At 45.6% G+C, this 14,622-nt stretch carries 10 protein-coding genes; 3 read left to right on the forward strand and 7 right to left on the reverse strand.

Going from position 1 to position 14,622, the window contains the following annotated elements:
* Positions 1-395: 395 nt before the first annotated feature.
* The gene (locus RDV52_RS01065) at positions 396-2,729 is read left to right on the forward strand and encodes an outer membrane beta-barrel family protein (protein WP_004367863.1); all 2,334 of its coding nucleotides are present in this window, start codon (positions 396-398) and stop codon (positions 2,727-2,729) included.
* Positions 2,730-2,909: 180 nt separating this feature from the next.
* Here RDV52_RS01065 and RDV52_RS01070 read toward each other — a convergent pair whose 3' ends face one another.
* From RDV52_RS01070 to RDV52_RS01100, 7 genes are all read right to left on the reverse strand, one after another.
* Complete coding sequence (locus RDV52_RS01070) at positions 2,910-3,839, reverse strand: glucosaminidase domain-containing protein (RefSeq protein ID WP_004367862.1); 930 nt, start codon at positions 3,837-3,839, stop codon at positions 2,910-2,912.
* A gap of 172 nt (positions 3,840-4,011) precedes the next feature.
* On the reverse strand, positions 4,012-5,787 hold the full coding sequence (gene rpsA, locus RDV52_RS01075; protein WP_004367861.1) for a 30S ribosomal protein S1: 1,776 nt from the start codon (positions 5,785-5,787) through the stop codon (positions 4,012-4,014).
* A 508-nt stretch (positions 5,788-6,295) separates the two neighbouring features.
* On the reverse strand, positions 6,296-7,546 hold the full coding sequence (locus RDV52_RS01080; RefSeq protein ID WP_004367860.1) for an ATP-binding protein: 1,251 nt from the start codon (positions 7,544-7,546) through the stop codon (positions 6,296-6,298).
* Between the two features lie 304 nt (positions 7,547-7,850).
* Positions 7,851-10,376 (reverse strand): ATP-dependent Clp protease ATP-binding subunit, encoded by a 2,526-nt coding sequence (locus RDV52_RS01085; RefSeq protein WP_004367859.1) that lies wholly within the window; start codon positions 10,374-10,376, stop codon positions 7,851-7,853.
* Between the two features lie 129 nt (positions 10,377-10,505).
* A complete protein-coding gene (locus RDV52_RS01090) occupies positions 10,506-10,637 on the reverse strand; it encodes a hypothetical protein (RefSeq protein WP_004367858.1) in 132 nt (43 codons plus the stop codon).
* The gene (locus RDV52_RS01095; protein WP_004367857.1) at positions 10,627-12,084 is read right to left on the reverse strand and encodes a DUF4270 domain-containing protein; all 1,458 of its coding nucleotides are present in this window, start codon (positions 12,082-12,084) and stop codon (positions 10,627-10,629) included. The genes RDV52_RS01090 and RDV52_RS01095 overlap by 11 nt, the downstream gene beginning before the upstream one ends.
* Positions 12,081-12,893, reverse strand: coding sequence for a glycogen/starch synthase (locus RDV52_RS01100; RefSeq protein ID WP_004367856.1), 813 nt, complete (start codon positions 12,891-12,893; stop codon positions 12,081-12,083). Before RDV52_RS01100 ends, RDV52_RS01095 begins: the two co-directional genes overlap by 4 nt.
* 167 nt (positions 12,894-13,060) lie before the next feature.
* Between RDV52_RS01100 and panC the strand changes: the two genes are divergently transcribed.
* A complete protein-coding gene (gene panC, locus RDV52_RS01105; protein WP_004367855.1) occupies positions 13,061-13,912 on the forward strand; it encodes a pantoate--beta-alanine ligase in 852 nt (283 codons plus the stop codon).
* 6 nt (positions 13,913-13,918) lie between these two features.
* Entirely contained in the window at positions 13,919-14,263 is a 345-nt protein-coding gene (panD, locus tag RDV52_RS01110; protein WP_004367854.1) for an aspartate 1-decarboxylase, read from the forward strand.
* Positions 14,264-14,622: the final 359 nt, after the last annotated feature.

A 14,622-nucleotide genomic window follows, 5' to 3' on the forward strand; every position in this document is an offset into this window, starting at 1 on the left:
CGTATTACAATAAGTCTGATGCCAGAATTACAGAGGTAAATTGGGTATCATTTTTGGTCTACTGACTTGTATGCACATAGAGCGATGTATTTAGGACTAATAAGTTTTGCCAGTTAGGGTAGTGTCCTTAAAATGTGAAGGCATTGTTTTTTTTCTTATCTTTATCTTTTGAAAACGATTAAGGAAGATTGGAAAAAGTTGCGAATAGTTTTGCTATTGTGGCATATTATCCCTATATTTGCCAATGAATATACAGAAACGATATCTGTTAATCCTAAATAAACGAGTAGAATGAGAAGTAGATGGCTTTATATGTTATACTTATTGTCTGTGTCTTGTTTGCTATATAGCCAGACGGAACAAACTAATCTTCTGTTTCTTTAACGCTGAATATCATGCAAAATAAACCCTTTTCTTCCCTGTCTCTGTTTTTTCTCTTCTTCTTTGCCTTTGGTTTTCCGACCCATGGACAGAACCTTTTTGGGAAGGTAACCTCTGGCAAGACGTCCATTGAATATTGTAATGTAATTCTTAGACAGGCATCTGATTCTCTATTTATTTCTGGTACAGTAACAGATAGTGTGGGAATGTTTTCCTTTAATAAGGTGAAGGAGGGAAAGTATTTCGTGGAAATATCTTGTTTGGGATATGCCAAGAAACGGCTGCCGGTCAGCATTTCTGCCAAAGATGACACCCAATTAAATGTTATGCTTGAGCCTTCTGAAATTTTAATGAAGGAAGCAACGGTTACCGCAACGCGCAAAATGTGGGAAAAGAAAGCGAATTCCATCGTTATGAATGTTGAAGGAACGCCGCTTGCCAATATGTTTTCTCCAACAGATGTCTTATCGTATATGCCAGGAGTGATGGCTGATGCTTCGGGGATAAGACTAATGGGGAAAGACAACATGCTTATCTTGATAGATAATCGCATGGTCCGCTCTTTCTCCGAAGTAGAAAACCTGCCTGTAAAATCTATAAAATCAATTGCTATAGAACGGAATGCAGGTGTAAAATACGACAGTAAATATACTTCCATTTTACGGATTGCGACAAAGAAATGGAAGGATAATATGGCTGTGGAACTTAGCGAAAGGACGCAATTTGGCAGAGAACTGTCTCAACGTGAGGGCATGAATGTTAATTGGGGGCTGAATAAGCTGACTGCGAGTTTGGACGTTACAGGCAACTTCCGTAACAGTAAGGAATATTCCATGGTAGAACAACAAAACACATTAAAAGCCATTCGCTATTTCAGTCAGCAGACTTTGAATACTCGACGAAAAGGTTTCGATTTGGCAGCAGACATTAAATATGAGTTTGGCGAGAGCCATTATCTGCAAATTCACGACGACTTTTATACCTCAACCAATAAGCCCTTTCTGGCAAGTACTGTGCAATATCTTGAGCCAAATCTACGCAAGGAAGTTTTTACGAATACGACATCGGATTACAGGGAAAGGAACAATCGGTTGAATTTATTTTATAATGTCCCGATAATAAGTAAAGGTCGGATTGAATTCAGCCTCGATTATATATACCAATCTACGAGAGACAAACAAGCCATTGAGGAGATTTCCGATACTGAAAAGACTGATTTTCCGATTCTGTATAATGGGCAATACCACGTGTATTTGGCAAAATTGAACTATACAGGACAGTTTTTCAAGTGGATAGATGGAAGTGTCGGAGCTGATTTCATGACTTTGCGGAACCATACGCTTTCCGATTCTAAGTCGATGAAAAGCGGTTTGCTAAACAGCAAGGGCAGACACACAGAACGCCAATTTGCCTATTATGTAAATCTGCAAAAGCAAATAGGCAAAATTTTAGATGTACAGGCTGGTGTCAGAAGCGAGTTTGTACGCATGGAATACACCGAGCTCAAACCATCTCAGCAACGCACAAAGCGACTTTGCAAATTGTTTCCTTTTTTTTCATTAAGCCTTGACTTGTCGCCTAAATGGAGTTTATCATTCGCATTCGACAGGAAAATGAACCTCCCATCTTACCAAGAATTGAATCCGATAATTACCTATTTCGATAGATACAGTTACCGAATTGGAAATCCTGCTTTAGAACCTGTCTGTTTTAATAACCTTTCGTTCAGCGTATTATACGACCGCTCGTTGAACATCTATGCAGAATATTCATTCATCAGGAACCAGATTTTGGAAGTCCCCACAACCGACAGCGAGAAACAAACAATAAGAATTACGCCTATTAACCTTGCCAGAAGCTACCAAGTAAGCCTCGGGGCAAGTCTGTCGAGGCAGTTTGGCAAGCATCGCATCAGCATCAGTACTGCTTTCTTAGCACAAAGGAGTGAGCTAAAAGCAAGTAGCGAAGCAGACAACTCTCATTTATTCACCTCCCTGCAGAGTTCGATATCCTATGTCTACCAATTCATAGGAGATGCAGATTTCTATGTCAGGGCAAATTACACAGGGCAGGAGAACGATGCCATATCAAGGCAGTCTTCAGTCTTTGGCACAACGGCTGGCATGAATTTCAGGTTCTTTCGTAAGAGACTACAGCTCAACATAGCCTATAACAACCTGCTATGTACAAAACGCTCTGTGTCGGAAGTGGTCTACGCAAGCCTTAAGTCTGTAGAAACGAACAACGCCGACAAGCGGATTTTCTCTGTGAGCTTAAAGTACAACATCAATGCATTCTCACGTAAAAACGAGGTTAAAAGCATTGATGATATCCTGAGACGGCTATAAAAAACACGGACTTGACAATACCAAACACTGTCTTGAACAGCCGATAGCGTAGACAGATGCCTTTCTTACGGTCAATGTGGAAGGGCATACAGGCATATAACTGATTTCGTGAGGCAGTCTGGCAAATGCCAATGGGCAGAGTTTATTATATAACAAGGTGTAACTTCATCTTTTACCATACTATGGCAGCTTCACTCTGTCGCCGGTTCTCAATCCTCGTTTGGCTATTTTCTTGTTTGCCTTTATTATGTTCTTTAGTCGGACACCGTATAGTTGAGCGATGTCGTACAGACTTTCGTTGCTCTTTGCTGTGTGATATTGTCTGTTGAAGTTGTCCGGCACATGATGTTTCTTTTTTCTTAACCACACAATTTCGCTTTCGTTAAGACGTGTGTCTTCGGGTTGCTCGTTGTATTTTGCCAGCTTATGGGCTTTTATACCAATTTCCCTTGCTATGTTTTCGTAGGTTTCGCCTGCATGGGCTGTAAGATAGCAGTTGTCGTTGAATGCTCTGAATTGTCGGGTTCGCATATCCATGTCCTCTCTTCGCGACGGTTTCGGAGTAGACCAGATATTGTCGTTTTTGCCCAAAGTCATTGTATCGTATTCGTAGAGCCTGTATAGTTCTATGATGTCTATCAGACTATTTGCATAAGCAGGGTTGGTTGCGTATCCTGCTCGTTTCAGTCCGTAAGCCCAGCCACGATAATCTGTTCTTGCGAGTTGGAACAAGCTGCTGTATCGTCTGCGTCCTCTTAAGAATTTGGAATGGTCTTCGAAACTTTCAATTGCACTTCCATATACTCTGAAACATTCTCCCTGCTCATCGTCGTCGTGGGATATCGACGGTCCTGTCCAGTCGTGGCATTTAATTCCGAAGTGGTTATTTGCCACGGTGGCGAGCCGGCTGTTGCCTGCTCCGCTTTCCAAAACGCCTTGTGCAAGTGTAATGCTTGCCGGTATTCCGTAGCGTTGCATTTCTCTGATTGCTATGTTTTTATATTTGTTAAAGTAGTTTTGGTAAGCCTGGTTCCAACGTATATTCGGACCTGCAATAGCCCAACTAATGTGTGTCAGAACTGCAATTATAATGATAAGGAGTCGTTTCATAACGTTTATTCGAGTATGTGTGGGTTGCAAATATACATTATTTATATTGAAGTTGGAAGGTTAGAGTTTTAAAAAAGTAAAAAACGTGTGATGTAACGGATAATAAAAAGAGACAGGCTGGGTGCTTTCTTGCCCCCAGCCTGTGTTATGATGAGATGAAATTTATTTGGAATTACTTGCCTTCCTCCATCTTTTTCTTGAGGTCGGCGAGTACGTCGAGATCGCCAAGCGATGTTCCAGCTGCAACGTTATTCACTTGTGCGGGCTGTTCAGTATGCTTTTTGTTGCTGTTGCGCTGGCGTCTTGGCTGTTCTTCCTTCGGAGTCTCGTATGTTCTTGAGTGTGAGAGAATGATACGTTTTGTATCTTTCACGAACTCGATGACTACGAATGGGAGTTCCTCTCCGAGTTGTGCTTGTGTTCCATCTTCCTTGACAAGGTGTTTAGGAGTAGCGAAACCTTCTCCACCCTCGTTCAGTGTTATGACGGCACCCTTGTCCATTACCTCTGTAATCTTACCGATGTGTACAGAGCCCGGAGTGTAGATTGTCTCGTAAGTATCCCATGGATTGGTTTCGAGCTGCTTGTGTCCGAGGCTCAATCTACGGTTTTCCTTGTCTATTTCGAGTACAACTACGTCGATGTCTGCACCTACGTGTGTAAATTCAGATGGGTGTTTCACTTTCTTTGTCCATGACAAGTCAGAGATGTGGATAAGTCCATCGACACCTTCCTCGAGCTCTACGAAGATACCGAAGTTGGTAAAGTTGCGTACTTTTGCGGTGTGTTTAGAGCCGATAGGGTATTTTGTTTCGATGGTTTCCCATGGGTCTTCTCTGAGTTGCTTGATGCCGAGCGACATTTTGCGTTCGTCGCGGTCGAGTGTAAGTATCACTGCTTCAACCTCATCGCCTGCCTTCAGGAACTCTTGTGCAGAGCGAAGGTGTTGGCTCCAGCTCATTTCTGAAACGTGGATAAGTCCTTCTACGCCCGGCTGGATTTCGACAAAGGCTCCGTAGTCTGCCATGACGACAACCTTTCCCTTGACGTGGTCGCCCACTTTGAGGTTCGGATCGAGTGCGTCCCATGGGTGTGGAGCGAGTTGTTTCAAGCCGAGTGCAATGCGTTTCTTCTCTTCGTCGAAGTCGAGAATAACGACATTAATCTTCTGGTCGAGCTCGACAATTTCGTGTGGGTCGTTGATGCGTCCCCATGAAAGGTCTGTAATGTGAATGAGTCCGTCCACACCGCCGAGGTCAACGAATACACCGTAGCTTGTGATGTTTTTGACAACGCCTTCCAAAATCTGTCCTTTTTCGAGGTGTGAGATAATTTCCTTGCGTTGTGCTTCGAGCTCTGCTTCGATGAGTGCTTTGTGTGAAACGACCACATTGCGGAACTCCTGGTTGATTTTAACCACCTTGAATTCCATTGTTTTGCCCACGAACATATCGTAGTCGCGTATTGGGTGGACGTCAATCTGGCTGCCCGGAAGGAAAGCTTCGATGCCGAACACATCAACAATCATACCGCCTTTGGTGCGACTCTTGATGTAACCTTGAATAACGGCGTCGTCTTCGAGTGCCTTGTTAATGTTTTCCCAGCTCTTTTGCAGGCGTGCCTTTTTGTGTGAAAGAATAAGCTGTCCGCCTTTGTCTTCTTGGTTTTCAACGTAAACTTCAACCTTGTCGCCCACCTTCAGGTCTGGATTGTAGCGGAATTCAGATGCGGGAATGATGCCATCGCTCTTGTAACCGATGTTTACTACGACTTCTTTTTTGTCGATAGCAGTTACAACGCCTTCTACAACCTGGTGTTCTTGGATTTTGTTCAGGGTGTCGTCGTAAGCTTTTGTAAGCTCGTTTTTGTCGCCACCAACGGTTTTACCGTTTTCAAACTCCTCCCAGTTGAAGTCTGACAAGGGATTGACGTCTTTGTAATTTGTCATAAATGATTTTTAAAATGTTTGTAATTAATAAAGTTAGACTTTATGTGAAAATACTCTCTGAGGGGTATTACCCCCTACCGAGGTGCAAAGTTACTAATAATAATCTGTAAATAAGCAAGTTCTGATGGTTATTTTTTCTCTTTTTTCTGTAGGTATCTTAGTGATTTTGGGTATCCTGGTGCTCTTATTATTCATAGGAAGCCGTGGGAGGATAGTATTTTCAAGCGCCTACTATGCTCCTAATAATCCCAAGGAGCCCATAAAGTTAGTATTTACAAGGGAGCCTATGGGGGCAGTAGATTGGAAGAGAAGGTGTTCTGGGGAAGATGTAATGTTTTGTAAAAGGCATTGTTTTGCACGGTGAAACAGGCTCTTTTACCGTCCAAAACAAGCTCTTTTGGTTTATAAAAGGGTGGTTTTTGCAATGCGAAAAGGGGAACGTTGTAATGTGTTAGACGTCAGTCTGTTGCACAATTCTTATGGCTGTAAAAAATGTTTACACAGCTGTTTATAGTTCCAAGCTGTTTTCTTTCAGCAGAAAGTCGTAGATGCTGATGGTTGTTATGCCGTGTTCGTCTCTTGTAATGGGTCCCTCTTCGCCCGTTACAATTATCTTCTTGAATGCGTCGCCTATGCGTAACAGCGATGCGCGCTCCTGTTCCAGTTTCTCTTCGGAGGGCATTCTGTAGGTCGACTGTATGTAGTATCTTCTGCTTCCAAGGTTGCAGACGAAGTCTACTTCCAGGGTTGAACGCAGTCTTTTCCCCTCACTGTTGGTGCCGACAGACGAAACCGAGCCCACATCTACGTTGAAACTGCGTGCCCTTAGCTCGTTGTACACAAGGTTTTCCATAAGGTGTGTTCTCTCGTTCTGTCTGAAATTGATGCGTGCATTGCGCAGTCCCAAGTCCATGAAATAGTACTTGAAGGGAGAGTCGATGTAGTGTTTGCCCTTTATGTCGTATCTTGTGGCCTTCTCAACCAGGAACGAATCGGAAAGGAAATCTATGTAGTTCTTGATGGTATCGTAGGAAACGGCCGACTTTTTCTCGCTCCTGAAGGTGTTGGCCAGCTTGTTTGGGCTGGTAAGTGCGCCGATGTTGGAGGCTATGATGTTGATAAGTTCTTCCAAATCGTCATCTTTCCGTATGTCGTATCGGTCTTTTATGTCTTTGATATAGGTCTCTTCGAACAGTGTTTTCAGGAATCTGACCTTCTGTTCTTCCGTGTTGTACATTAGAATTTGTGGCAGGCCGCCATATAACAGATACTCGTTCAGGCCTGCCTGCATAGTTCCCTGGTAGGCCGACATGTATTCGCGGAAGCACAAAGGATACATTTTTACTTCGTATCCGCGTCCACGAAACTCGGTGATGATGTCTTTCGACAAGAGCCGTGCGTTGCTTCCCGTAACGTAGACATCTGCATTTGGCATTCTGAGAAAGCCGTTAAGGACTTCCTCGAAATGCTCGAGCATCTGGACTTCGTCGAGCAAAATATAGTATTTTTCCTTGCTTTTCATGCGGTTTTCCATGTATGCGTAGAGGTTGTCGGGCTTTCTAAGTTCCCTGTTTCTGTAGTCTTCGAGGTCTACCGCAATGATTTGTTCGCTGGAAATGCCATGTTCCTTGAGGTATGAAACAAAGATTTCGAACAGCAGATACGACTTTCCGCATCTGCGCATTCCCGTTATTATCTTTATCATACCATTGTTTTGCAACGATATTAATTCGGCCAAGTATTTGCTGCGCTCTATCATTTGTCTGCTCGAAACTTATGTGTTGCTGTAGCATAGTTTCCGTTTGCAAAGGTAAAATAATTCTTTTGCTTTGGCAAATCCTACTCGAAATTAGTGTGTAAAAGACACACAAATTCCGAGTACAGTCTATTTTTATGCGTTTAAAATGCAGTTTTTGCACAATAGGAAATAGATATTCATATATCTTGTATGCTGGTTTTGTTCTACCAAAGGTATAAAAACAGACACCGCAACATGGGGTTGCCCATGCTGCGGTGTCCTGATGGTTGAGTGCCCAAGCAGATTTTGTTCTGCCACGGTTCTGTTATTTAAACGTAAGTTCGTCGGCGTTAGGATTTTTGCCGATAGAGATGGTGTCGCCTTCGTGCACTTTCCCGGCAAGAATTTGCTCGCAAATGCCGTCTTCAATATAGTTTTGTATGGCACGTTTCAGTGGCCGTGCACCGAACTGGACGTCGTAGCCCTTTGTTGCAACCAGTTCTTTTGCCTCGTCGGTGATGGTTACGTCGTAGCCAAGTTCCTTTATTCGCTTGAACAAACCACGCAGTTCGATGTCTATAATCTGCTTTATGGCAGCGAGATCGAGCTGGTCGAAGGTGATGATTTCGTCCAAACGGTTCAGGAATTCGGGTGCGAACTGCTTGCTCAGGCTCTTCTGAATGATGGCACGGGCACGCTCCTTGTCTTGCTCGTTCTGCGAAATGCCATTCAGATTGGCTGCTGTGAAGCCCACGCCCTGCCCAAATTCCTTCAGCTGACGGGTTCCTGCGTTGGACGTCATGATGATGACGGTGTTGCGGAAGTCTACCAAGCGTCCGTTGCCATCGGTCAGTCTGCCTTCGTCGAGCACCTGCAAGAGCATGTTGAATACGTTTCCGTGCGCCTTTTCAATCTCGTCTAACAGCACGATGGAGTAGGGGTGGCGCCGCACTTGCTCGGTAAGTTGTCCGCCTTCTTCGTATCCTACGTATCCCGGAGGTGCTCCAACGAGTCGCGAAGTGTTGAAGCTTTCTGTGTATTCGCTCATGTCTATGCGTATGAGAGCGTCATCGGAACCGAACATTATCTCGGCTAACTTCTTGGCTAAATAGGTCTTTCCCACTCCGGTAGGACCAAGAAACATGAATGCACCAATGGGGTGGTTGGGGGCTTTCAGTCCGATGCGGTTGCGCTGAATGGCTTTCACCATCTTTTCTATCGCCTTGTCCTGTGCTATAACCTCTTGTTTCAGGTTGTCTGCCATGCTGACAAGTCGTGCGCTTTCGCTTTCCTGCATTCGCTGGACAGGTATGCCCGTCATCATTGAAACCACATCGGCAACCTTGTCGGCGTCTACTTCCACCCGATTGCTGTCGTCGCCGCGTTCCCATTTCCGTTGTGCGGCTTGCAGTTCGTGTTCCAATGCGGCTTGCTTGTCGCGGAAGTTTGCTGCAAGTTCGAAGTTCTGGTTCTTCACTGCGTCCCGTTTCTTCCGGTCTGCCTCGTCCAACTGCTTTTTCAGTTCGATTATTTCGGGTGGCACCTGGGCGTTTTGCAGATGCACGCGGGCGCCCACCTCGTCCATCGCATCGATGGCTTTGTCGGGGAAGAAGCGGTCGGTTATGTAGCGGTCTGTCAGTCTGACACATGCCGTGATGGCATCATCGGTGTACGAAACGTGGTGATGCGCCTCGTAACGGTCCTTTATGTTGTTCAGAATTTGCAGGGTCTCGTCTACCGTGGTAGGTTCAACCATGACCTTCTGGAAGCGTCTTTCCAGTGCGCCATCTTTCTCTATGGAGTTCCGATACTCGTCTAATGTGGTGGCGCCAATGCATTGTATGGTGCCGCGGGCGAGTGCCGGCTTCAGTATGTTGGCTGCATCCATGGAGCCGGGAGTGGAGCCTGCCCCGATGAGGGTATGTATCTCGTCGATGAAGATGATGACATCGGGGTTCTGTTCAATCTCTTTTATCAGGGCGCGGATACGTTCTTCGAACTGTCCGCGGTATTTCGTGCCTGCCACAACCCCTGTCAGGTCGAGCGTTACGACACGTTTGTTAAAGAGAATTGGCGATGTCAGGCGGTTCACAATGAGCTGTGCGAGTCCTTCAACGATGGCGCTTTTTCCCACACCGGGCTCTCCTATGAGTATAGGATTGTTCTTCTTGCGCCGGCTTAATATCTCGCTTACTCTCTGTATTTCCTTTTCGCGTCCCACGACGGGGTCGAGTTTACCCTCTGCCGCTGCCTTTGTCAGGTCGGTTCCGAAGTTGTCGAGCACCGGCGTATTGCTTCTGGGCATGTTTGCCTGTGCCGTTCTTGCATTTTTGTTGCTGCCGCTGTGCCGGTTCATGATGGGGTCTTCGTCTTCCTCTTCGTCTGCCATGCCGATGCCGTCTTGTACCGGATTGGTGGGCTGACGGAGCATTTCGAGCGCCGTTGCATAGTTGAGGTTGTTGTTTTGCAACACTTCTTTTGCTCCGTTTTCTACGTTATCGTGCAGAATGGCGAGCAGAATGTGTTGTACATCAACCGTTTGTGTACTCTGTATGCGTGCTTCCAACACTGCCAATTTTAGTATGTTGCTTGCCTGTTCGTTCAGCATTATGTCGTTAGAGTAGGTCAGTTGGCTTTGTTCCTCGCTTTTTATGCGTTCTTCCAGCTGGCTTTTTATGTTCTCTAAATTAAGGTTTAATGTCCCAAACATATTGCTGACAGCACCTTCTCGTTCTCTTAAGATGGCGAGCATGATGTGTTCCGGTCCTACAGCGTGGCTCGATAGCCTTTCAGCTTCCTCGCGACTGTACGACAGGACCTCTGAAACTTTGGGTGAAAACTGATTTATCATATTTCTCCTTTTACTTTCTTTATTATATGATTAGGTATGTTCCTTGTTCGATTTGTAATACAAATGGTGTGCCAAACAGAAAACAATGGCAAGCGAAACAGTGTCTGCTCCATCTTGCCATTGTTGTTTTTATAAAGCTTCGTCGTCGGGTTTACGAATGTTCCTCACCTTTTTCGTCTTCAGGTGTCTCTTCTTTCGCAGCCATGCAGCCTTGCGTTGTTCGTATTCTTCGTAATGTTTTTCGAGGAAGTTATCTGCCATGGAACTTGCTATAAACCACCGATATCTTTACATTACTCTTCGATTTGTCGCCTCCAAGCAGCATTACGCTCGACAAGCCCATATAGTGCGAAATCCTGGTAATGACTTCGTTGTTTTGCGAATCTTTCGTTTTCGTTACCTCTACAGGAATTACAAGCGCCTTTCCCCAATGGATATTGCTGGCAGCCGTGACTCTGTTGCGAACAAAATAGTTTACTATTCCAGCCACGTTGTTGAATTTATAGCTGTTCGTCTGAGCACTGTAGTTGGCTAAGAACGACGTTTTGTTGTCGAGTGCCTTGTTCTTGTTGAAGAACGTTTCAGCCAGTTCGGTAGGTATCAGCAGCACGTACGACGGTATGGACATCTTGTAGCCCGATGTGGCATGGCTTGTATAGCGTTGCAATTCGAACTTTGCCGTGTTGAGAGTGTCGTCCTCGTGTCCTCGCATAATGTCGTTCACAGGAAGTTCCACCTCTGTGAACAAGCCGGCAGGAGTCTTTAGATACGATGCGTCCGGATTGCTGGCAAGTGTCTGCAACTGGGTTCTGTCGAACACGAAGTTGGTCAATTGCAACACCTCTTCGGTACTTGTCAGGTGAGTTATGCCCGTTTTCACCTTGTTTCCGTCCTTTGCATCTTTGTAGCGGTAGTATATTACGAGCTGCACAGCCACTATGTTGGCAATGGAACCCATTCCGTTTGTTACCTTGAAGTAGAACCCCGGGCACACATTATGCAGGAAATTGTATATGTTTTGGAAGTTGTTTGGGTTTTCGTAGAACTTCCGCATCATGTACGTTCCATAGTTATTGTACTGTATTCCAGCCTTGTCCGTGTACGTCTGGTTAAGTTTTATGTGTATGCTTGGTGTGTGGTTCTTGTCTTTCTTTACGCTATCGGGTACTGAAAACTCTGTCAGCGTGTAGGTTGTGTTTGCTTCCAATCCGTTGTTGGCAGCCGTTCTGACATACCCTTCAGCCTCTGGGTCGAAGTTGGAATAGTTCTGCCGCCCCTCTTCAGCTGGCTTGTCGAGTTCGTAAGTGGTTACCTTGATAGGTGCTAACGAGTCTCCGTAGTGCGACTTGTAGTACAATAGCAGTTCGCAAGAGTCTGCAATAATCTTGCCGCCGGCGTCCTTGCTTGTTACGATGCCTTGTTCCGGCATTTTGTAGTTGGGCAAAACGTAGAGCTGAGACATTAAATTGGCAGTTACGTCCGACTGTGTTTCAGGGTCTTTCAGCTTTCCAAGGAAGCCGTCAGTGGTTCTTGAGAGCATGTTGCTTGCCAAAATGCTGCGTGAGCCAATATTGAACGTGTCGGTTTGTACGTTAAGTTTGTCTGCCTGATCGGTGAGCGAGCCGCCTATTCCATTGGTTGTGTCATCGCAGGCAGTAAGGACTAACGCTGTGAGAGCCAGCCCCAAAGCTAATATTTTTGCTTTCATTCCATTATCTTATTGTAGAACTCAGTGTATTGTTTCCTTACTTCTTCTTCGCTGTCGGGCTGCAACAGCATTTCCTTCTTGTTGTCTGCGGCATACTGTATAAGTTTCTTGTTTACGTCGTTGCTGGTCTGAATGATGCCGTCAGAGTAGTCTATGGCGAGCTTTCCCAATTCCTTGAAGTCGAAATTGTCGCCATATTTCTCTATCAGACCCAGCTCTGCGCTTTTGAATTCGAGGCATTGCTTGAACTTTTTGCCCAGGCTTCCGTGAGGTTGTTCGGCAAAAAGCGACGTAACAACCTTCGATTTGGCGAACTGTGGTTCGTCTTTGTAGGCAGTTTTCACGTAGAATGGGATTACGGCAGACATCCAACCCTGGCAGTGAATGACGTCCGGTGCCCACCGAAGCTTCTTTACCGTTTCCAGAACTCCCCGTGCGAAGAAGATGGCACGCTCTCCGTTGTCGGGGTAATCGTTGCCCAATTCGTCCTTGGTCATGGCTGGACGTTTCTGGAAATAGTCTTCGTTGTCGATGAAGTAAACTTGAATACGAGTCTGTGGTATGCTTGCGACCTTTATGATAAGTGGGTGATCCATATCGTCAATGATAAGATTCATACCCGAAAGTCGTATTACTTCGTGCAATTGACCGCGCCGTTCGTTGATGGCAGCCCATTTAGGCATGAACGTTCTAATCTCAAAACCGGCGTCTTGCATACATCGTGGCATGTCAGCACCAAAGGTTGCCATCTCCGAATCAGGGACATACGGAGCGATTTCTTGGTTGATAAACAATACTTTCTTTCCCATTTATAAATGCTTTACTGTCTGCAAAGGTACGAAAAACAATTGGAATTAGGGTCTAAAATCGTCGAAATCGTGTCTAAAAGATGGAATATTGCCATATTTTTAGCTATTTCTTACGAGTTTTAAATAAAATTGTTGTTACTTTGCAGCCGAAATATTGAGACGTCAGAATGAAAGTATTTGAAAGGATTGTCGATTTAAAGAACGAGCTGTTCCAGCTCCGCAAGCAAGGAAAAACCATCGGACTGGTGCCCACCATGGGTGCCTTGCACGATGGGCACGCCTCGTTGATAAGGCGAAGTGTGCAGGAAAACGATGCAACGGTGGTGTCGGTGTTTCTCAATCCCACCCAGTTCAACGACAAAAACGACTTGGAACGCTACCCGCGCACGTTGGAAGCCGATTGCAAACTGGCAGAAACGTGTGGTGCCGACTATGTTTTTGCACCGTCGGTAGCCGAAATGTATCCCACGCCAGATACCCGGCACTTCGAGTTTCCGCCCCAATCGACGGTCATGGAGGGTGCCAAGCGTCCCGGACACTTCAACGGAGTGTGCCAGGTAGTTAGCCGGTTGTTCTACATTGTGCGCCCTGACCGAGCCTATTTTGGCGAGAAAGACTGGCAGCAGATAGCTGTTGTGAAACGCCTTGTAGACTATATTAACGTTGATGTGGACATTGTGGAATGCCCGATAGTGCGCGATGAGGACGGATTGGCTAAGAGTTCGCGCAACACTTTGCTCTCTCCTGACGAGCGTGCCATAGCCCCTAATATATATAAGGTGTTGAAAGCAAGTGCCGAAGAGGTGGGAAAGACGAGCGTGCAGGAACTTCACGACAAGGTGGTGGCAGCCATTAATGCTGTCGATGGGCTGGAAGTGGAGTACTTCGACATAGTAGACGGCAACACGTTGCTGCCTGTACAGTCGTGGAACGATACGCCTTACATAGTGGGCTGCATTACGGTTTATTGTGGCAAGACGCCTGTCCGACTTATCGACCATATTAAATATAAGGGATAGACAAGCATGCAGATAGAGGTATTGAAAAGCAAATTGCACTGTGTTAAGGTTACCGAAGCCAACCTTAACTATATGGGGAGCATCACCATAGACGAAGATTTGATGGATGCCGCCAACATGATTGCCGGCGAAAAGGTACAGATTGTAGACAACAACAATGGCGAACGGCTCGAGACTTACATCATTAAAGGCGAACGGGGCACGGGCTGTATCTGCCTGAACGGGGCTGCGGCACGCAAGGTTCAGGTAGGCGACACGGTCATCATCATCAGCTATGCTCTGATGGACTTCGAGGAGGCAAAGGCATTCAAGCCCACCGTAGTGTTCCCTAAAGAGGGCAATAGGGTTTAGCCGTCCGTCGTTTTCTGTCCCGACCGGAATGCTGAAAGGAGCGCAGATAGGTGTAAATATTTTTCGTAAAGATGCCTATTGCGTAACAACCACATAACCAAAACGTTACGAAACTGGTTGTTTCGTGTTCCAAAAACGCCTGTCTTGCACGGTAAAAACGTATGTTTTGCAGCGTAAGACAGGCGTTTTTGCATTGCAAGACCGCTTCTTTTGTCTTTCCGTGTAAATTGTTTTTACAAAACAGAGGGTGCTGTCAGACTACTGTAATGGACACATGTCTTATGTACTATAGGTGTCATGGAAACATCAAGCGCCCTGGAAAACATAAGATACCTGTGGTTCTTATCTTGCTTAATCCC

This window comes from Prevotella nigrescens (assembly GCF_031191185.1).
GTDB classification, from domain to species: domain Bacteria; phylum Bacteroidota; class Bacteroidia; order Bacteroidales; family Bacteroidaceae; genus Prevotella; species Prevotella nigrescens.

Excerpts from the sequence above, each read along its gene's own strand:
- RDV52_RS01065 (WP_004367863.1), top strand. The coding sequence starts at position 396 with ATGCAAAATAAACCCTTTTCTTCCCTGTCTCTGTTTTTTCTCTTCTTC.
- RDV52_RS01070 (WP_004367862.1), bottom strand. The coding sequence starts at position 3,839 with ATGAAACGACTCCTTATCATTATAATTGCAGTTCTGACACACATTAGT.
- rpsA (WP_004367861.1), bottom strand. The coding sequence starts at position 5,787 with ATGACAAATTACAAAGACGTCAATCCCTTGTCAGACTTCAACTGGGAG.
- RDV52_RS01080 (WP_004367860.1), bottom strand. The coding sequence starts at position 7,546 with ATGATAGAGCGCAGCAAATACTTGGCCGAATTAATATCGTTGCAAAAC.
- RDV52_RS01085 (WP_004367859.1), bottom strand. The coding sequence starts at position 10,376 with ATGATAAATCAGTTTTCACCCAAAGTTTCAGAGGTCCTGTCGTACAGT.
- RDV52_RS01090 (WP_004367858.1), bottom strand. The coding sequence starts at position 10,637 with ATGGCAGATAACTTCCTCGAAAAACATTACGAAGAATACGAACAACGC.
- RDV52_RS01095 (WP_004367857.1), bottom strand. The coding sequence starts at position 12,084 with ATGAAAGCAAAAATATTAGCTTTGGGGCTGGCTCTCACAGCGTTAGTC.
- RDV52_RS01100 (WP_004367856.1), bottom strand. The coding sequence starts at position 12,893 with ATGGGAAAGAAAGTATTGTTTATCAACCAAGAAATCGCTCCGTATGTC.
- panC (WP_004367855.1), top strand. The coding sequence starts at position 13,061 with ATGAAAGTATTTGAAAGGATTGTCGATTTAAAGAACGAGCTGTTCCAG.
- panD (WP_004367854.1), top strand. The coding sequence starts at position 13,919 with ATGCAGATAGAGGTATTGAAAAGCAAATTGCACTGTGTTAAGGTTACC.